The following is a 17,777-nucleotide window of genomic DNA, read 5'->3' as shown; positions in this document are numbered from 1 at the left end:
TCTTTCTTCCCTAAGGGAACTGCCGTGTTAAACCGTTATCCTTTGTGGAAGTATGTGATGCTGGTCGTCGTGATTATCGTCGGCCTGCTCTATGCGCTTCCCAACCTCTATGGTGAGGATCCGGCCGTTCAAATCACTGGTGCGCGCGGAAGCGCCGCCAGTGAGCAGACGCTGGATCAGATTCAGTCCGCATTAAAACAGGACAATATCCAGAGCAAATCTGTTGCGCTGGAAAATGGTGCGATTACCGCGCGCTTCGCCAATACGGATGTGCAGTTACGCGCCCGTGAAGCGATCATGAAAGCGCTGGGTGAAGACTACGTCGTGGCGCTGAACCTCGCGCCTGCCACGCCCCGCTGGCTGACCATGCTGTCAGCAGAACCGATGAAACTCGGTCTCGACCTGCGTGGCGGCGTGCACTTCCTGATGGAAGTGGACATGGACACCGCACTCAGCAAACTGCAGGAGCAGAATGCTGATACGCTGCGTAGCGACCTGCGCGCCAAAAATATCCCCTATACCAACGTCAATAAAATCGCGAACTACGGCGTGGAAATTCGTTTCCGTGACGCCGCCAGCCGCGATGCGGCGATTTCCTGGCTCTCTTCCCGTCATCAGGATCTGGTGATCAACAGCAGCGGCAGCGATGCGCTGCGTGCCACCATGAGCGATGCCCGTCTCAGCGAAGCGCGTGAATATGCGGTTCAGCAGAACATCACGATTCTGCGTAACCGTGTGAACCAGCTGGGCGTGGCGGAACCGCTGGTTCAGCGTCAGGGTTCCGATCGCATCGTGGTGGAACTGCCAGGGATTCAGGACACGGCGCGCGCCAAAGAGATTCTGGGTGCGACCGCAACCCTGGAATTCCGTCTGGTGAACACCACCGTGGATCCGAGCGCAGCCGCCAGTGGCCGGGTGCCGGGTGACTCCGAAGTCAAAAAGATGCGTGACGGCCAGCCGGTCGTACTCTACAAGCGGGTGATTCTGACCGGTGACCACATCACCGACTCGACCTCCAGCATGGATGAGTACAACCAGCCACAGGTGAACATTTCACTGGATGGCGCAGGCGGAAACATCATGTCGAACTTCACCAAGGACAACATCGGCAAACCGATGGCGACCCTGTTTGTGGAGTACAAAGACAGCGGTAAGAAAGATGCCAATGGCCGTTCCATTCTGGTGAAACAGGAAGAGGTGATTAACGTCGCCAATATCCAGTCTCGCCTGGGGAACAGCTTCCGCATTACCGGTATCAACAATCCGAACGAAGCGCGTCAGCTGTCGCTGCTGCTGCGTGCCGGTGCGTTGATTGCGCCAATCCAGATCGTGGAAGAGCGCACTATCGGACCGACCATGGGTCAGCAGAACATTACTCAGGGTCTGGAAGCCTGCCTCTGGGGTCTGCTTGCGTCGATCCTGTTCATGGTGGTGTTCTACAAGAAGTTTGGTCTGATTGCGACCAGTGCGCTGCTGGTAAACCTGGTGCTGATTGTCGGCATCATGTCCCTGCTGCCGGGCGCGACCCTGACCATGCCGGGGATTGCCGGTATCGTGTTAACCCTGGCGGTGGCAGTTGATGCCAACGTACTGATTAACGAACGTATTAAAGAAGAGCTGCGCAACGGGCGCTCGGTTCAGCAGGCAATCCATGAGGGCTACAAAGGCGCCTTCTCCAGTATTGTCGATGCGAACGTGACCACCCTGATCAAAGTGATCATTCTTTACGCGGTCGGCACCGGTTCGATCAAAGGCTTTGCGATTACCACCGCTATCGGTATCGCGACCTCAATGTTCACCGCGATTATCGGTACCCGTGCCATTGTTAACCTGGTTTACGGTGGCAAACGCATCAACAAGCTGTCTATCTGAGGAGTGCGTTGTGGCACAGGAATATAACATTGAGCAGTTGAACCACGGGCGTAAAGTCGTCGACTTTATGCGCTGGGATACGCTGGCCTTCATCATTTCGGGACTGCTGATCGTCGCTGCGATTGCGATCGTGGGCGTGCGCGGTTTTAACTGGGGCCTCGATTTCACCGGCGGTACCGTGATTGAGATTGCGCTGGAAAAACCTGCCGACCTCGACACGCTGCGCAGCGATCTGGTGAAAGCGGGCTTTGACGAGCCGCTGGTGCAGAACTTTGGCAGCAGCCGTGACGTCATGGTGCGTATGGCACCGGTTACCGGTCCGGCAGGCACCGAAATAGGCAATAAAGTGGTGTCGGTGATTAACCAGACCACCCAGCAGAACGCGACCGTTAAGCGCATTGAGTTCGTAGGCCCGAGCGTGGGCAGCGACCTGGCGCAGGCGGGGGCGATGGCGCTGTTGTCTGCACTGATTGCGATTCTGATCTATATCGGTTTCCGCTTTGAGTGGCGTCTGGCACTGGGCACCGTGCTGGCGCTGGCGCATGACGTCATCATCACCTGCGGTCTGCTGGCGCTGTTCCGTATTGAAATCGACCTGACGATTGTTGCCTCACTGATGTCAGTGATTGGCTACTCGCTTAACGATAAAATCGTGGTCTCTGACCGTATTCGTGAGAACTTCCGCAAGATCCGTCGCGGCAGCGCTTACGATATTACCAACGTGTCCCTGACCCAGACCTTAAGCCGTACGCTGATTACCTCGCTGACCACACTGGCGATGATCCTCATCCTCTTCATCTTTGGTGGTGCGCTGCTGAAAGGCTTCTCACTGACCATGCTGATTGGTGTGACGATCGGTACGATTTCATCCATTTATGTCTCTTCGGCGCTGGCGCTGAAGCTGGGCATGAAGCGTGAACATATGCTGGTGCAGAAGGTTGAGAAAGAGGGCGCAGATCAGCCTTCTATCCTGCCGTAATCGCATGACAGAAATGAAAACGGGCAGCCCTTGGGCTGCCCGTTTTTTTTGCGCCGGCCGTCAGGGTAATGCCGGTGCAGCAGGTGGGGTCTGGGTCGGCACGTTACCGGTCACGTTATGCACGCGGACGTAGCCGAGCTGCTCCGGTGTCAGACCGCTGAGGCGCAGCGGAACGGTGACCGAATGCTGCGGCAGCAGGGAGGCAGGCACGGTGATGGTCTGACTCAGCGTGTCATTGCCGAGCGGCTTGCCGCTGGCGGGATCGAGCTCGCCCCAGATCACCGTGGCGTTCAGCGCAGGCAACGGCTGTTCATCCATCGAACGCACCGTGAGGGTTGCCCGCGAGCCGCTCGCTTCAGCCGTGACGGGCGACAGCGTCAGTCGCAGCGTACCGAGCCGGGTCTGCAACGCCACGGGCGTATTGGCCTGTGGCAGCAGCCATGCTCCCTGCTGAGACTGGCTGTTCAGCTGTCCCTGAATCTCCAGCGCACTGGCTTGCGAGGTCAGGTGCTGCATCTGCTGATTAAGCTGATTCACTTCCTGATGCAGCTCTCTGACCTGCGGTGTGCTGGCGGTGCTGCTGCACCCGCTCAGCGTCATCAGAGAGAGCGCCACCGGAACCCAAACCATCCTGTTCATAAGTTATCCTTGTCCGTTATTTCGGGATGCGTAACACCTGACCCGGGTAGATCTTATCAGGGTGCGACAGCATCGGTTTGTTCGCTTCGAAAATCTTATTGTACTCATTGGCGTTGCCGTAGACCTGTTTCGAGATGGCGCTCAGCGTATCGCCTTTTTTCACCGTGTAGAGTTCGGACTCCGCTGCGCTGTCGGTGACGGTAACCTTGTCTTCCACTTTGGTGATGCCCGCGACGTTGCCCGCTGCGATCAGAATCTTCTCTTTCAGCTCCTGAGAGAGGCCATCGCCGGTCACCGTGACGGTATCGCCATTCACTTTGACATCAACCTTGTCGCTGTCGGGTAATCCGAGTTTGTTGATGTGCTCCTGCAGCTTTTTATTCTGGTCATCACCGCCATGCACGGCATCCCACAATTTTTCACCCGCTTCTTTCACAAAGTTAAACAGACCCATACAACCTCCAGTGTGTTAGTGGAAAATTTCAATTGCAGCCCTTAAAGCGTAGTCCCTTTTGCTGCAGACGAAATTTAGCATCGTTTATCCTGAGAGGTGAATCCTCTGAAAGGCACGAAGAGATTTTGTTGATTCGCAGTTCGCGCTACACTGTCTGACCCATCACTCTCGCGTCAGGAAACGTCATGCATTGCCCATTCTGCTCCGCTGTGGACACCAAAGTGATTGATTCTCGTCTGGTTAGTGAAGGCTCTTCGGTGCGCCGCCGCCGCCAGTGTCTGATGTGCCATGAGCGCTTTACCACCTTTGAGGTGGCAGAACTGGTGATGCCTCGCGTGGTGAAAAGCAATGACGTGCGCGAACCCTTCAATGAAGACAAAATGGCCAGCGGGATGATGAAGGCGCTGGAAAAGCGTCCGGTCAGCGCCGACGCGGTGGAAAGCGCCGTAAACCATATCAAAACCCAGCTGCGTGCCACGGGTGAACGGGAGATCCCCAGCAAGCTGATTGGCAACCTGGTGATGGATGAGCTGAAAAAACTCGATAAGGTGGCCTACATCCGCTTCGCCTCGGTTTACCGCAGCTTTGAAGATATCCGGGATTTTGGCGAAGAGATCGCCCGTTTACAGGATTAAAGTATGGATGAACGCTATATGGCGCGCGCGCTGGAGCTGGCGCGACGCGGCCGTTTTACCACCATGCCCAACCCCAACGTCGGCTGCGTTATCGTACGCGATGGTGAGGTCGTGGGGGAGGGGTGGCACCAGCGCGCCGGAGAACCCCATGCGGAAGTCCACGCGCTGCGTATGGCAGGCGAAAAAGCGCGCGGCGCTACCGCCTATGTGACGCTGGAGCCGTGCAGTCATCATGGCCGTACGCCTCCCTGCTGTGATGCCCTGATCGCCGCCGGTGTGAAGCGGGTCGTGGCCGCGATGCAGGACCCGAATCCGCAGGTCGCCGGTCGCGGGCTGCACCGCCTGCAGCAGGCGGGCATTGAGGTCAGCCACGGTCTGATGATGCCGGAAGCGGAGGCGCTGAATCGCGGCTTTCTCAAGCGGATGCGCACCGGGTTTCCCTGGATTCAGCTCAAACTGGGCGCGTCGCTGGATGGCCGGACCGCCATGGCCAGCGGCGAAAGTCAGTGGATTACCTCTGCGGCTGCGCGTCGTGATGTGCAGCGTCTGCGGGCGCAAAGTGCGGCTATCCTGAGCAGCAGCGCAACCGTGCTGGCGGACGATCCCTCCCTGACGGTGCGCTGGTCCGAACTCAGTGCGGACACCCAGGCGCTGCTGGATGAGCAGCAGCTGCGTCAGCCGGTGCGGGTGATTATCGACAGCCAGAATCGCGTTACGTCCGGGCATCGCCTGATTTCGCAGCCAGGAGAAACCTGGCTGATGCGCCATCAGCTGGATCAGCAGAGCTGGCCCGCAGGCGTGACGCAAATTGCCGTTCCGCAGCGCGAGCATCAGCTGGATCTGGTGGCGATGATGATGCTGCTGGGCCAGCGCCAGATCAACAGCGTCTGGGTTGAAGCGGGCGCAACGCTGGCGGGTGCGCTGCTGCAGGCGGGACTGGCCGATGAGCTGATCGTCTACGTGGCACCTAAGCTGTTAGGTGATGAAGGCCGCGGCCTGTGTCACTTGCCCGGACTCAGTCAGCTGGCTGATGCGCCTGCCTTTCGTTTCAGCGATGTCCGTCAGGTCGGAGACGATTTACGCCTGACCCTGACGCCGCAATAACACGGGCGGAAAAGCGAGAGCACGCCGCCGAAGAGTATGATAGAATCCGCCCCCCTGCGCGGGGCTAAATAAACCCCTGAAAGGATAAGTATGAAAGTTATCGAAGCTGCTGTTGCAACGCCTGAGGCCAGTGTTGCCATCGTTATCGCGCGTTTTAACAACTTCATTAATGACAGCCTGCTGGAGGGTGCAATTGATGCCCTGAAACGTATCGGCCAGGTCAAAGATGACAATATCACCGTAGTCTGGGTTCCCGGCGCCTACGAACTGCCTCTGGCAGCTCGCGCGCTGGCTAACGCCGGCAAATATGATGCGATTATCGCCCTCGGCACCGTGATTCGTGGTGGCACAGCCCACTTCGAATATGTGGCGGGTGAAGCCAGCTCCGGTATCGCCAGCGTCGCCATTAACAGCGATATTCCTGTCGCATTTGGCGTGCTGACAACCGAAAGCATCGAGCAGGCCATTGAACGTGCCGGTACCAAAGCCGGTAACAAAGGTGCGGAAGCCGCACTGACCGCGCTCGAAATGATCAACGTATTGAAAGCCATTAAAGCCTGATTTTTGTAAGGGGAATTTTGTGAAACCTGCTGCTCGTCGTCGCGCCCGTGAGTGCGCTGTTCAGGCGCTTTACTCCTGGCAGTTGTCGAATAACGACATTGCCGATGTGGAATACCAGTTTCTGGCGGAACAGGACGTCAAAGACGTCGACATTACCTATTTCCGCGAACTGCTGTCCGGTGTGGCGACCAACAGTGCGTATCTGGATGGACTGATGAAGCCCTACCTGTCGCGTCAGCTTGAAGAGCTGGGCCAGGTAGAAAAAGCGATCCTGCGCATCTCACTGTATGAGCTGAGCAAACGTGATGATGTGCCCTATAAAGTGGCCATCAACGAAGGGATTGAGCTGGCGAAAGTCTTCGGCGCTGAAGACAGTCATAAATTTGTTAACGGCGTGCTGGATAAAGCCGGTCCACAGATTCGACCCCATCGCAAATAAACAAAAAGGCCGGCTTGCCGGCCTTTTTTCATAGAGGGTTAAGCGGAACGTAATTATGTCTTGTGGTGAATTTGAACTCATCGCACGCTACTTCAACCGCAGAACACGCAGCCGCCGTGATGTCGAACTCGGCATCGGTGACGATTGTGCGTTACTGAGCGTGCCGGAAAAACAGACGCTGGCGATCAGCACCGATACCCTGGTTGCCGGTGTGCACTTCTTACGGGATATCCATCCCGCCGATCTCGGCTACAAAGCCCTGGCTGTTAATCTCAGCGACCTCGCCGCTATGGGCGCCGATCCCGCGTGGCTGACGCTGGCCCTGACGCTGCCGCAGGTCGATGAGAGCTGGCTGTCGGCGTTCAGTGAGAGCCTGTTTGAGCTGCTGGAGTATTACGATATGCAGCTGGTGGGCGGTGACACCACGCGCGGCCCGCTGAGCCTGACGCTGGCGATTCACGGTCTGGTGCCGCAGGGCCGGGCCCTGAAACGCTCCGGCGCGAAGCCGGGTGACTGGATCTACGTGACCGGCACGCTGGGTGACAGCGCGGCGGGCCTGGCGCTGCTGCAGCATCACTGCCGCATCAGCGATCCGGCGGTGCATGAGGCGCTGATCAAACGCCATCTGCGCCCCATGCCGCGCATTCTGCAGGGACAGGCCCTGCGTGCGCTGGCCTCCTCTGCGGTAGACCTCTCTGACGGCCTGATTTCCGATCTCGGTCACGTGCTGAAAGCCAGCGGCTGTGGCGCACGGCTTAATCTTGATGCTCTGCCGCTTTCTGGCGCGCTGCGTGACCATTTCGACCCTGAGCAGGTTCTGCGCTGGGCGCTGAGTGGGGGAGAGGATTATGAGCTCTGCTTCACCGTGCCGGAGTTGAATCGCGGCGCGCTGGATGTGGCGCTGGGTCATCTGGGCGTGCCCTACACCTGCATCGGTCAGATAGCACCGGAGTCGGAAGGCTTAACGCTGCTGGATAATGGCAAGCCCGCCACCTTCCGCCATAAAGGATTCGATCACTTTGATACGAAATAACGATGTGGCCAAAGGCCGCCTGCGGATGAGCAATCCCTGGCATCTGCTGGCGACCGGTTTTGGCAGCGGGTTAAGCCCGGTGGTGCCTGGCACCATGGGATCGCTGGCGGCGATCCCGTTCTGGTGGCTGATGACGTTTCTGCCGCAGGACCTCTATTCGCTGGTCGTGCTGGTCGGCATCTGCGTCGGCGTTTACCTCTGTCATCGCACCGCCAAAGATATGGGCGTTCACGATCATGGCAGTATTGTCTGGGATGAGTTTATCGGCATGTGGATTACGCTGATGGCGATTCCGGTCAACAGCTGGCAGTGGGTGCTCGGGGGATTTGTGCTGTTCCGTATTCTGGATATGTGGAAACCCTGGCCGATTCGCTGGTTTGATCGCAACGTGCACGGTGGCATGGGCATTATGGTTGATGACATCATTGCCGGGGTCATTTCGGCTGCCATGCTGTATGGCATCGGAGTCTGGCTGGCGGGCTGATCCGCTCACCCGCGATAAGATGACGCCCGGCAAGGGCGTCATCTGACGGCGTTACTCGAATCCCACCGCCTGATGCGGCTGATAGACCTCTTCCAGCAGGGTAATCTCGTCGTCACTCAGTGTGACATCCACCGCCTTCACCAGATCCGCAAACTGCTCAGCACGCGACGCGCCAATGATTGGCGCCGTGACGGCAGGTTTGCTCAGCAGCCAGGCCAGGGCGACCTGTGCCCGCGTCACGCCTTTACTCTCTGCTACCTGCGCCAGACGCTGCGCAATGGCGGCATCATTCTCTTCGGTGGTGGCATAGAGCTTCGCCATGACCTGATCAGAGGTGGAGCGAGCGGTGTTTTCACCCCATGGGCGGGTCAGCTTACCGCGCGCCAGCGGGCTCCAGGGCAGCACGGCGATCTGCTCTTTCTGACAGAGCGGATGCATTTCACGCTCCTCTTCACGCTGAATCAGGTTGTACTGATCCTGCATGCTGACAAAGCGATGCCAGCCCTGTTGCGACTGCATCTGCAACGCCTGAGCAAACTGGCTGGCGTGCATGGATGAGGCCCCGATGTAGCGCGCTTTGCCCGACTGTACGACATCATGCAGCGCTTCCAGCGTCTCTTCCAGCGGCGTCTCGTAATCCCAGCGGTGAATCTGCAGCAGATCGACATACTCCATGCCGAGGCGCTGCAGGCTGTCATCAATGGATTGCAGGATATTTTTGCGCGACAGACCCTGTGAGAGGTTGCTCAGGGGGAAATAGACTTTGGTGGCGACCACAATCTCTTCACGGCGCGCAAAATCTTTCAGCGCCCGTCCCAGGATCTCTTCACTGCTGCCGTCTGAATAGCTGTTGGCCGTGTCGAAGAAGTTGATCCCTGCGTTGAGGGCCTGCTGGATCAGCGGACGGCTGCTCGCTTCAGGCAGCGTCCAGGCGTGGTTGCCGCGCGTCGGCTCGCCATAGGTCATGCAGCCCAGACAGAGGCGCGAAACCTGAAGGTCGGTGGTTCCCAGTTGAATCAGTTTCATGGTGGAGGCTCCTGCGAAAGTGCAAAGGTTTCAGCATAGCAGGGCGTTGCGCTCCCCGGAGGGAGCGCAGAGAGGAGAGGTTACTGCGCCAGCCAGCGGGTGATCTGCTGCTGGATACCTTCGGCGTCCAGCAGGTAGTCATGGCGCACTTCTTCCTGAGTGCCCTGCGGGATAAATTCATCGGGCAGGCCGATATTGAGAACCGGCACAGCCAGGCGTTTTGCCATGACGAATTCATTGACGCCGCTGCCTGCACCGCCCTTGATTGCGCCTTCTTCCAGCGTAATCAGTGACGTGTGGGTGGCGGCCAGTTCGGCAATCAGCGCCTCATCCAGCGGCTTCACAAAACGCATATCGACCAGGGTCGCATTCAGCGCTTCCGCCGCAGCGGCCGCTTCCGGCAGCAGCGTACCAAAGTTCAGAATCGCCAGTTCTTCACCCTGACGTTTCACCACGCCTTTGCCCAGCGGCAGGCTCTGTAGCGGTGCCAGTGGGGTGCCAACGCCGGTGCCGCGCGGATAACGCACGGCGCTCGGCCCGTCCTGATAGTGATAGCCGGTGTAGAGCATCTGACGGCACTCATTTTCGTCGCTGGGCGTCATGATCACCATCTCCGGCACACAGCGCAGATAGGCGAGATCAAATGCGCCCTGGTGAGTCTGACCGTCCGCGCCGACAATACCACCGCGATCGATAGCAAACAGGACCGGCAGTTTCTGGATAGCGACGTCATGGATCAGCTGATCGTAGGCGCGCTGCAGGAAGGTGGAATAGATGGCCACGATCGGCTTATAACCGCCAATCGCCATACCGGCGGCGAAGGTCACCGCGTGCTGCTCGGCGATCGCCACATCAAAATATTGCTGCGGGAACTCACGGGAGAAGGTCACCATGCCGGAGCCTTCACGCATCGCTGGGGTAATCGCCATCAGCTTCGGATCGTCGGCGGCCATTTCGCACAGCCAGTTGCCGAAGATTTTAGAGTAGCTCGGCAGACCTTCGGCACTTTTCGGCAGTTCGCCAATGGCCGGATCGAATTTAGGGACGGCGTGCCAGGCAATCGGATCTTCCTCTGCCGGGGCGTAGCCTTTCCCTTTCTTCGTCATAATATGCAGGAACTGCGGCCCTTTCAGGTTGCGCATGTTACTCAGCGTATTGACCAGCGTCAGGACATCGTGGCCATCAACCGGACCGATGTAGTTGAAGCCTAACTCTTCAAACAGCGTTCCCGGCACCACCATGCCTTTGAGGTGCTCTTCCGTGCGCTTAACCAGCTCTTTAATCGGGGGCAGGTTAGTCAGTACGCGCTTACTGCCTTCACGCAGTCGCGCGTAGGTTTTACCTGACAGGATCTGCGCCAGACGGTTATTCAGCGCGCCGACGTTTTCGGAGATCGACATCTCATTGTCATTGAGGATCACCAGCATGTCCGGTTTGATATCACCGGCATGGTTCATCGCTTCAAACGCCATGCCTGCGGTGATAGCCCCATCGCCGATAATACAGGCGGTGCGACGACCCTGACCTTCGCGTTCTGCCGCCGCGGCCATGCCCAGACCGGCACTGATAGAGGTCGACGAGTGACCGACGCTCAGCACGTCATATTCACTTTCGCCGCGCCACGGGAACGGATGCACGCCGTTTTTCTGACGGATGGTGCCGATGCGATCGCGGCGACCGGTCAGAATTTTATGCGGATAAGCCTGATGACCCACATCCCATACCAGATGATCAAAAGGAGTGTTGTAGACATAATGCAGCGCGACAGTCAGTTCGACAACGCCCAGACCCGATGCAAAATGGCCGCTGGAGCGGCTCACGCTGTCTAACAGATACTGACGCAGTTCATCACACAGTGCAGGCAGCTTCTCTTTCGGCAGGGCACGCAGCTCCTGAACCGTGTTTGCCAGCGCCAGTGTCGGGTATTTAGCAATATCAAAACTCATCAGAGACTCATTATGGAAGTTATTTGTCGCGTTCAATTATGAAGCTCGCCAGCGCCTGCAGTGCTGTGGTGTTATAGGAGTGCGCGGCGAGCAATTCCAGAGCATCAAGGGCTTCCTGATACAAATCCCGCGCTTTGGCACGGGCATTTTCTAAGCCTAACAGTGAAGGATAGGTGCTTTTGCCCAGTTGCTGATCGGCACCCTGACGTTTTCCGATAACGGCGGTGTCACCCACCACGTCCAGGATATCGTCCTGCACCTGAAACGCGAGACCGATAGCCTCAGCATAGCGGTCGAGCAGCGGCAGGGCTTCACGGCCCGCATCGCCTGCGGTAAAAGCACCTAAGCGGACGGCTGAGCGGATCAGCGCGCCCGTTTTGTGGCGATGGATCTGCTCCAGCTGATCGAGATCCACCGATTTACCCTCTGCGGCCAGATCAAGCGCCTGACCGCCGCACATGCCGGCCACGCCGCTGGCGTTTGCCAGTTCAGAGATCATCCGCAGCCGGTACTCCGCGCTGACACCCGGCATCGCCTCGTCAGTCAGAATTGAGAAGGCCAGCGTCTGCAGGGCATCGCCTGCCAGTATCGCCGTATCTTCGCCATATTTAATGTGACAGGTCGGCTGCCCGCGACGCAGTGCATCGTCATCCATCGCAGGGAGATCGTCATGAATCAGAGAGTACGCATGAATGCATTCAACCGCGGCGGCGGGCGCATCCAGACTCGCCGGGTCGGCGCGGAGCATCTCACCGGTCGCGTAGACCAGAAAAGGGCGCAGGCGTTTACCGCCCAATAATGCCCCATAATGCATGGCATTAACCAGAGGAGAACTCTGAAAAGGAAGTGGCGCTATAAAACGCGTCAGCGCGGCGTTGACCTGCTGCTGATACGCGTCGAGTAATCGGACAAAATCCATTAGTCATTTTCCGGCGTGAAAGCAGTGAGGTCGGCGTTTTTATCATCGTTCAGCAGAATACGGACACGCTGTTCAGCCTGCTGCAGCGTCTGCTGGCCTGTCCGCGCCAGCTGCACGCCGCGCTCAAACTCGTTCAGGGCTTCTTCCAGCGGCAGTTCACCACTTTCCAGACGGCTGACAATCTGCTCCAGCTGCTGCAATGACGTTTCAAAGCTGGCTGGCTGTTCGGCTTTTTTCGGCATATTTCGTGTCGACTCACGGTTGGGACATTATCTCGCAATCGGTCATGGTAGCTGAGACCCTATGATTAGCAAAATAATCAATGCGGCAGCTGATGAAGAAGCAGTCACCTGACAAAGGTGATATACTCCCGCGCCTCGGATGCGGTTGCGCCTTGCAGCCCGCAATTTTGTGATTTTACCAGCTAAGTGCTGCCTCTTTTAGCACTTATTTGCCCAACGAAGCTGTGTCGCCATGAAGTTTATCATCAAGTTATTTCCTGAAATCACCATCAAGAGTCAGTCGGTGCGTTTGCGCTTTATCAAGATTCTTGCCAGCAATATCCGTAACGTCCTGAAAACCGTCAGCGACGACATCGCCGTTGTGCGTTACTGGGATCACATTGAAGTGCGCTCAAAAAACGACGCGCTGCGGGACATTATTCCCGATGAGCTGACGCGCATTCCGGGGATTCATCACGTTTTAGCGGTTGAAGATCGCGAGTACACAGATATTCATCACATCTTCGAACAGACCTTAGCGCAGTATCGCGACAGCCTCGAAGGAAAGAGCTTCTGCGTTCGGGTTAAACGTCGTGGTAAGCATAGCTTCAGTTCGCAGGATGTGGAGCGCTATGTGGGCGGCGGGCTGAACCAGCACATCGAAAGCGCCCGTGTGCAGCTTAAAAACCCGGAGGTAACGGTTAATCTCGAAGTGGACGAGAATCAGCTGACGCTGGTGACTGCACGCTATGAGGGGCTGGGCGGTTTCCCAATCGGCACACAGGAAGATGTGCTGTCGCTGATTTCCGGTGGCTTTGACTCCGGCGTCTCCAGCTACATGCTGCTGCGCCGCGGCAGCCGCGTACACTACTGCTTCTTTAATCTTGGCGGCGCCGCCCATGAGATTGGCGTCCGTCAGGTCGCGCACTATCTCTGGAACCGCTTTGGCCGTTCGCACCGGGTGCGCTTTGTGGCGATCAATTTTGAGCCGGTCGTCGGCGAGATCCTGGAAAAAGTGGATGACGGTCAGATGGGCGTGGTGCTGAAGCGCATGATGGTGCGTGCCGCTTCCCGCGTGGCTGAGCGTTACGGCGTACAGGCGCTGGTCACCGGTGAAGCAGTCGGGCAGGTATCGAGCCAGACGCTGACCAACCTGCGTCTGATTGATAACGCCTCCGATACGCTGATTCTGCGTCCGCTGATCTCTCACGACAAAGAGCACATCATCAAAGTCGCCCGGGAGATCGGCACCGAAGATTTTGCCAGCACCATGCCGGAATATTGTGGGGTGATTTCCAAAAGCCCGACAGTGAAGGCGGTGAAAGCGAAGATCGAGGCAGAAGAGCAGAATTTCGACTTCACGATTCTGGATCGCGTGGTGGAAGAGGCGACCAATGTCGATATCCGCACCATCGCTGAGCAGACAGAAGAGGAGGTGGTGGAAGTTGAAACCGTCGCGCTGCTGAGTGAAAACGACGTGGTGCTGGATATCCGCGCCATCGACGAGCAGGAAGAGAATCCGCTTGAGCTGAAGGCCACGGAGGTGAAATCACTGCCGTTCTACAAACTCAGCACGCAGTTTGGCGATCTCGATCAGAACCGCACCTGGCTGCTTTACTGCGATCGCGGCGTGATGAGCCGTCTGCAGGCCCTCTATCTGCATGAGCAGGGCTTTAAGAACGTGAAAGTCTACCGCCCGTAGTGCTGGCTTACGGTCAGTCAGACCCTGTCGGGGTCTGACTGATGAACCTGATCACGCCTGATAGTCATAAATGCCGGGTGCCAGCACCAGCTGTGCGGCAACGTCGCGTGCCATTTCTTTTCCCACCAGCAGATCGATCAGTTTCAGCGCAAAATCCATGGCCGTGCCGGGTGCCTGGCTGGTGAGCAGTTTTACCCGCGGGTCCCAGACGACGCGGCGCTCCATCCATTTCTCCGCCGGAATGGTCTCTTTTAAGCCGGGAAAGCCGGTCATGTTTCCGACAGGGAACAGATCGTGGGGAACCAGCACCGTACCTGCCGCCGCGCAAATCGCCGCAACGATTTTATCGCTGAGATGAAACTGACGCACCGTTTCAACCAGCAGCGGGCTGTCACGGAAGGTCTCCGCGCCTTTCAGGCCACCAGGCAGGACGATGGCGGCGAAATCGTTGTCGGCGACCTCGACCAGCGGGGCGTCAGCCAGCAGGCGGACACCGCGTGAGCAGACGATCTCCCGGCTGCCATCGCTTTCGACGCTGGCGGTGACGACGTTCAGCCCGGCACGAACCAGCAGGTCGATGGTGGTGACGGCTTCGGTCTCTTCACTGCCATGTGCCAGGCAAACCAGCACCGATGCGTTCGCGGTCATAATGGGACTCCTTGCGTTTTACAATGTCATACAGACGGGTGTTCTCCGACAGCACCAGGCCGTGCGTCCGGGCGCGGCGCAGTAAAAAGCCGCTGATGTAGTCGATTTCGGTGAGCCGCTGCGCGCGGATATCCTGCAGCATGGAAGAGGTGTTCGCCGCCGTGCTTTCAATCACGTCGAAGATAATATCCTGCAGGCTTTCGCTGGCTACGTTCTGACCTTCGCGCTCCATGACCCAGCTGATCTCTTCGCATAACTGCGCAATCTGTTCCGGATACGCACGCAGCGCGCCGTTCTGGCACTCATATTCCACGCTGAGCGGGTTGATCACGCAGTTCACCGCCAGCTTGCGCCAGCAGGCCGCACGGATGTTGTCATGCCAGGCGACATCGGGCAGGGCATGGTGCAGGATGTCGGCCAGATCGCTGTAAGCGGCGCTTTTGCGGTTACCGGGACCGATGTGGGTGATGCCGCTGGCGATGTGTTTGATGACGGTGCCATCACGCATCGCGGCGTGCGTCGTGACGCCACGCAGCAGCGGCTGTGTTAACCCTTTAAGCTCCTCCAGCGTGCCCATGCCGTTATGCAGCAGCAGCACCGGACAGTTTTCCGGCAGAACGCTTTCCAGATTTTTCACGGCGGGCGACACCTGGGGCGCTTTTAGCGTAACCAGCAGCAGCTGGCTTTCCGCCAGAAACAGCGGATCGTTAGCGATGAAGGTGCGGTTGGCTATGTTGCCTTCCGGGTCGACGACATTGGCCGAGCAATAGGGCTGCGGCACCCGCAACCATCCCTGCACCTCGTGTCCCTGACGGGCGAGCGCTGTCAGCCAGACCTGACCCAGAGCACCGCACCCTAACACGGTAATTTTCATACTGCCTCCCGCTGGCGGGCTATCCATTTATTATTTACTGTCACACCATGAGTATAGCGTCGTGCACAGCCTGATTTTATTTAGCACCGTAAGACGCGTATTATGCATGTCACTTTAGCGTCAGGAGAAGAAGAGATGCCATCTTTCGATATCGTTTCAGAAGTCGATCTGCAGGAAATTCGCAATGCGGTGGAGAATGCCAACCGTGAGGTGTCTACCCGCTTCGATTTCCGTAACGTGAGCGCCGAGTTTGAGCTCAACGAAAAGAATGAAACCATTAAAATCACCAGCGAGTCTGATTTCCAGGTTAAACAGCTGGTCGATATTTTGCGTGAGAAGTTACTGAAGCGCGGGATTGAAGGCGGTGCCTTAGAGGTGCCGGAAGAGATTGAGCACAGCGGTAAAAGCTGGGCGGTCGATGCCAAACTGAAGAAGGGCATTGAGAGCGACGTAGCGAAGAAGCTGGTGAAGCTGATCAAAGACAGTAAGCTGAAAGTACAGACCCAGATTCAGGGTGAAGCGTTACGAGTGACCGGCAAAGCGCGCGATGATCTGCAGAGCGCAATGGCGATTGTGCGCGGCAGCAATCTGGGGCAGCCGTTCCAGTTTAAAAACTTCCGCGATTAAGCGGGACAGGCTGTTTTTTGGGCCTGAAGGCAGTTATGAAAAACCCGGCTCAGGCCGGGTTTTTTGTTATCGAACCGGATGTCGTCTGGATGATTACGTTCTGGTTCCCTAAGCCTTTGAATTTATGAGTCCTCTGTAAGAGGGGTGCGGCTTTTGCGACTTTCCGATCTGACCCTGTTCCCTGAGCCAGCCCGATCTCAACACTACCACGGCAAACCGGCCTTTTATCAGCAACTCCCCAGCAGCGCTTCCAGCTCTGGCCGACTGGTGACCTTGCTATCAATTTTGATATACGCGCTTTTCTCTTCCGGTACGATAAACACGGAGTTCACCCCTTTCTGCGCTTTCAGGCGCTGCTCCAGATTCGGCAAAGCCAGTGCCGCGTCACTCAGCACAATTCGCAGGCTGCTCACATAAGGGGGTTCCTGCATCGTCATACTGACAAACAGCCAGGCCGCAGCCACCATTGCGCCGACCATAAACACGGTCTGTGCATCGAAATGACCAAACACCCAGCCGCCCATGCTGCCGCCAACGGCTACGCCAAGGAACTGACTGGTGGAGTAAATGCCCATCGCCGTTCCTTTGTAACCGGCAGGCGACTCTTTACTGATCAGCGAAGGGAGAATGGCTTCCATCAGATTGAAAGCGAAGAAGAAGAGCTGAACCCCAACGACCAGCGTCCAGAAATGGCCTTCCGCACCCCACAGTACGATCTCAGCAATAACGATCATTCCGACGCAGCCCACAAAGACGCGCTTCATGCGACGCTTCACTTCGGCATAAATGATGAACGGCACCACGCCCGCAAAGGCGATCAGCATGGTCGAGAGATAGACTTTCCAGTGTTCCGGGGCCGGGAAACCCGCCTGCTCAAACTGCCCCGGCAAGGCGACAAAGCTCGACATCAGCAGGATATGCAGACAGAAAATACCGATATTCAGCTTCACCAGACGTGGATTTGCCAGCACCTTGCGAAAGCTGCCTTTGACCATGCCCGATTCACGGTTCAGCACATGATGCGGGGTGGATGGCACCACTAGCAGCGTGATGACGATACCCAGCGAGGCCAGGATCGCAATCATCCAGAACAGCGCCTGCAGCCCTAACGCGTGCGTAACGACCGGACCGACGACCATCGCAATCGCGAAGGTGACACCAAAACTGATGCCGATAAAGGCCATCGCTTTGGTGCGGTTCTGCTCTCGCGTCAAATCGGAGAGCAGCGCCATCACGGCCGCGGCAATTGCGCCGGAGCCCTGCAGCGCACGGCCCAGAATAATGCCCCAGATAGAGTCCGTGCAGGCAGCAATAACGCTACCCAGAACAAACAGCAGCAGTCCGCCCACGATCAACGGCTTTCGCCCGATGCGATCGGAAAGCAGACCAAAAGGAATCTGAAAAATCGCCTGGGCCAGGCCATAGATACCAATCGCCAGGCCGATCAGCGTTTCACTCGCGCCCTGTAATGCCATGCCATAAGTGGTCAGTACCGGCAGGACCATAAACATTCCCAGCATGCGCAGGGAAAAGACCGTACCGAGGCCCCATGTGGCGCGCAGCTCCACCGGAGTCATTTTATTATCGTTCATTCCAACCTCTGTTAATGTGCTG

General features: G+C 57.4%; 19 protein-coding genes. 10 read left to right on the top strand and 9 right to left on the bottom strand.

Annotation, left to right across the window (positions count from 1 at the left end):
• Positions 1-24: 24 nt before the first annotated feature.
• Positions 25-1,872, top strand: coding sequence for a protein translocase subunit SecD (gene secD, locus S7A_RS14565; protein WP_009091758.1), 1,848 nt, complete (start codon positions 25-27; stop codon positions 1,870-1,872).
• 10 nt (positions 1,873-1,882) lie between these two features.
• The gene (gene secF, locus S7A_RS14560) at positions 1,883-2,851 is read left to right on the top strand and encodes a protein translocase subunit SecF (protein WP_009091756.1); all 969 of its coding nucleotides are present in this window, start codon (positions 1,883-1,885) and stop codon (positions 2,849-2,851) included.
• Positions 2,852-2,911: 60 nt separating this feature from the next.
• Here secF and S7A_RS14555 read toward each other — a convergent pair whose 3' ends face one another.
• The gene (locus S7A_RS14555; RefSeq protein WP_009091754.1) at positions 2,912-3,490 is read right to left on the bottom strand and encodes a DUF3251 domain-containing protein; all 579 of its coding nucleotides are present in this window, start codon (positions 3,488-3,490) and stop codon (positions 2,912-2,914) included.
• Between the two features lie 16 nt (positions 3,491-3,506).
• Positions 3,507-3,944, bottom strand: a complete 438-nt coding sequence (lysM, locus tag S7A_RS14550) for a peptidoglycan-binding protein LysM (protein WP_009091752.1) — start codon at positions 3,942-3,944, stop codon at positions 3,507-3,509.
• A 185-nt stretch (positions 3,945-4,129) separates the two neighbouring features.
• On the opposite strand from lysM, the gene nrdR reads away from it, so the two are divergent.
• The 6 genes from nrdR to pgpA all read left to right on the top strand — a co-directional run bounded on the left by nrdR (position 4,130) and on the right by pgpA (position 8,200).
• Positions 4,130-4,579 carry a transcriptional regulator NrdR gene (nrdR, locus tag S7A_RS14545; protein WP_009091750.1) on the top strand — a complete coding sequence of 150 codons (450 nt, stop codon included), beginning with the start codon at positions 4,130-4,132 and terminating at the stop codon, positions 4,577-4,579.
• Positions 4,580-4,582: 3 nt separating this feature from the next.
• A complete protein-coding gene (ribD, locus tag S7A_RS14540) occupies positions 4,583-5,683 on the top strand; it encodes a bifunctional diaminohydroxyphosphoribosylaminopyrimidine deaminase/5-amino-6-(5-phosphoribosylamino)uracil reductase RibD (RefSeq protein WP_009091748.1) in 1,101 nt (366 codons plus the stop codon).
• Positions 5,684-5,773: 90 nt separating this feature from the next.
• Entirely contained in the window at positions 5,774-6,244 is a 471-nt protein-coding gene (ribE, locus tag S7A_RS14535) for a 6,7-dimethyl-8-ribityllumazine synthase (protein ID WP_009091746.1), read from the top strand.
• Between the two features lie 19 nt (positions 6,245-6,263).
• Positions 6,264-6,683, top strand: coding sequence for a transcription antitermination factor NusB (nusB, locus tag S7A_RS14530; RefSeq protein ID WP_009091744.1), 420 nt, complete (start codon positions 6,264-6,266; stop codon positions 6,681-6,683).
• A 55-nt stretch (positions 6,684-6,738) separates the two neighbouring features.
• Positions 6,739-7,716: a thiamine-phosphate kinase gene (gene thiL / locus S7A_RS14525; protein WP_009091743.1), complete on the top strand. Its 978-nt coding sequence runs from the start codon at positions 6,739-6,741 to the stop codon at positions 7,714-7,716.
• Entirely contained in the window at positions 7,661-8,200 is a 540-nt protein-coding gene (pgpA, locus tag S7A_RS14520; protein WP_071987814.1) for a phosphatidylglycerophosphatase A, read from the top strand. The genes thiL and pgpA overlap by 56 nt, the downstream gene beginning before the upstream one ends.
• 51 nt (positions 8,201-8,251) lie before the next feature.
• Here pgpA and S7A_RS14515 read toward each other — a convergent pair whose 3' ends face one another.
• The 4 genes from S7A_RS14515 to xseB form a co-directional block, all read right to left on the bottom strand.
• Positions 8,252-9,226 (bottom strand): aldo/keto reductase, encoded by a 975-nt coding sequence (locus tag S7A_RS14515; protein ID WP_009091739.1) that lies wholly within the window; start codon positions 9,224-9,226, stop codon positions 8,252-8,254.
• Between the two features lie 80 nt (positions 9,227-9,306).
• The gene (dxs, locus tag S7A_RS14510; RefSeq protein WP_009091737.1) at positions 9,307-11,172 is read right to left on the bottom strand and encodes a 1-deoxy-D-xylulose-5-phosphate synthase; all 1,866 of its coding nucleotides are present in this window, start codon (positions 11,170-11,172) and stop codon (positions 9,307-9,309) included.
• A 19-nt stretch (positions 11,173-11,191) separates the two neighbouring features.
• Complete coding sequence (gene ispA, locus S7A_RS14505) at positions 11,192-12,091, bottom strand: (2E,6E)-farnesyl diphosphate synthase (RefSeq protein WP_009091736.1); 900 nt, start codon at positions 12,089-12,091, stop codon at positions 11,192-11,194.
• Positions 12,091-12,333, bottom strand: coding sequence for an exodeoxyribonuclease VII small subunit (xseB, locus tag S7A_RS14500; protein ID WP_009091735.1), 243 nt, complete (start codon positions 12,331-12,333; stop codon positions 12,091-12,093). The genes ispA and xseB overlap by 1 nt, the downstream gene beginning before the upstream one ends.
• Before the next feature lie 232 nt (positions 12,334-12,565).
• Between xseB and thiI the strand changes: the two genes are divergently transcribed.
• Complete coding sequence (gene thiI / locus S7A_RS14495; RefSeq protein WP_009091733.1) at positions 12,566-14,014, top strand: tRNA uracil 4-sulfurtransferase ThiI; 1,449 nt, start codon at positions 12,566-12,568, stop codon at positions 14,012-14,014.
• 51 nt (positions 14,015-14,065) lie between these two features.
• Here the strand turns inward: thiI and yajL are convergent, their stop codons facing one another.
• Both yajL and panE read right to left on the bottom strand, forming a co-directional pair.
• Positions 14,066-14,662: a protein deglycase YajL gene (yajL, locus tag S7A_RS14490; RefSeq protein WP_009091730.1), complete on the bottom strand. Its 597-nt coding sequence runs from the start codon at positions 14,660-14,662 to the stop codon at positions 14,066-14,068.
• Positions 14,616-15,536, bottom strand: a complete 921-nt coding sequence (panE, locus tag S7A_RS14485) for a 2-dehydropantoate 2-reductase (protein ID WP_009091728.1) — start codon at positions 15,534-15,536, stop codon at positions 14,616-14,618. Before panE ends, yajL begins: the two co-directional genes overlap by 47 nt.
• A 135-nt stretch (positions 15,537-15,671) precedes the next feature.
• On the opposite strand from panE, the gene S7A_RS14480 reads away from it, so the two are divergent.
• Positions 15,672-16,163, top strand: a complete 492-nt coding sequence (locus S7A_RS14480) for a YajQ family cyclic di-GMP-binding protein (RefSeq protein WP_009091726.1) — start codon at positions 15,672-15,674, stop codon at positions 16,161-16,163.
• 227 nt (positions 16,164-16,390) lie between these two features.
• On the opposite strand, the gene S7A_RS14475 is transcribed toward S7A_RS14480, so the two are convergent.
• Entirely contained in the window at positions 16,391-17,755 is a 1,365-nt protein-coding gene (locus S7A_RS14475; RefSeq protein ID WP_009091724.1) for an MFS transporter, read from the bottom strand.
• Positions 17,756-17,777: the final 22 nt, after the last annotated feature.

It is taken from the genome of Pantoea sp. Sc1 (assembly GCF_000255315.1).
Lineage (GTDB): Bacteria > Pseudomonadota > Gammaproteobacteria > Enterobacterales > Enterobacteriaceae > Pantoea > Pantoea anthophila.
Note: the sequence above shows the minus strand (reverse complement) of the source record. Positions and strands in the feature narration are given on the sequence as shown.

Coding starts and splice junctions, on each gene's coding strand:
- S7A_RS14555 (WP_009091754.1), bottom strand. CDS start 3,490: ATGAACAGGATGGTTTGGGTTCCGGTGGCGCTCTCTCTGATGACGCTG.
- lysM (WP_009091752.1), bottom strand. CDS start 3,944: ATGGGTCTGTTTAACTTTGTGAAAGAAGCGGGTGAAAAATTGTGGGAT.
- nrdR (WP_009091750.1), top strand. CDS start 4,130: ATGCATTGCCCATTCTGCTCCGCTGTGGACACCAAAGTGATTGATTCT.
- ribD (WP_009091748.1), top strand. CDS start 4,583: ATGGATGAACGCTATATGGCGCGCGCGCTGGAGCTGGCGCGACGCGGC.
- ribE (WP_009091746.1), top strand. CDS start 5,774: ATGAAAGTTATCGAAGCTGCTGTTGCAACGCCTGAGGCCAGTGTTGCC.
- thiL (WP_009091743.1), top strand. CDS start 6,739: ATGTCTTGTGGTGAATTTGAACTCATCGCACGCTACTTCAACCGCAGA.
- pgpA (WP_071987814.1), top strand. CDS start 7,661: ATGGCAAGCCCGCCACCTTCCGCCATAAAGGATTCGATCACTTTGATA.
- S7A_RS14515 (WP_009091739.1), bottom strand. CDS start 9,226: ATGAAACTGATTCAACTGGGAACCACCGACCTTCAGGTTTCGCGCCTC.
- dxs (WP_009091737.1), bottom strand. CDS start 11,172: ATGAGTTTTGATATTGCTAAATACCCGACACTGGCGCTGGCAAACACG.
- ispA (WP_009091736.1), bottom strand. CDS start 12,091: ATGGATTTTGTCCGATTACTCGACGCGTATCAGCAGCAGGTCAACGCC.
- xseB (WP_009091735.1), bottom strand. CDS start 12,333: ATGCCGAAAAAAGCCGAACAGCCAGCCAGCTTTGAAACGTCATTGCAG.
- thiI (WP_009091733.1), top strand. CDS start 12,566: ATGAAGTTTATCATCAAGTTATTTCCTGAAATCACCATCAAGAGTCAG.
- yajL (WP_009091730.1), bottom strand. CDS start 14,662: ATGACCGCGAACGCATCGGTGCTGGTTTGCCTGGCACATGGCAGTGAA.
- panE (WP_009091728.1), bottom strand. CDS start 15,536: ATGAAAATTACCGTGTTAGGGTGCGGTGCTCTGGGTCAGGTCTGGCTG.
- S7A_RS14480 (WP_009091726.1), top strand. CDS start 15,672: ATGCCATCTTTCGATATCGTTTCAGAAGTCGATCTGCAGGAAATTCGC.
- S7A_RS14475 (WP_009091724.1), bottom strand. CDS start 17,755: ATGAACGATAATAAAATGACTCCGGTGGAGCTGCGCGCCACATGGGGC.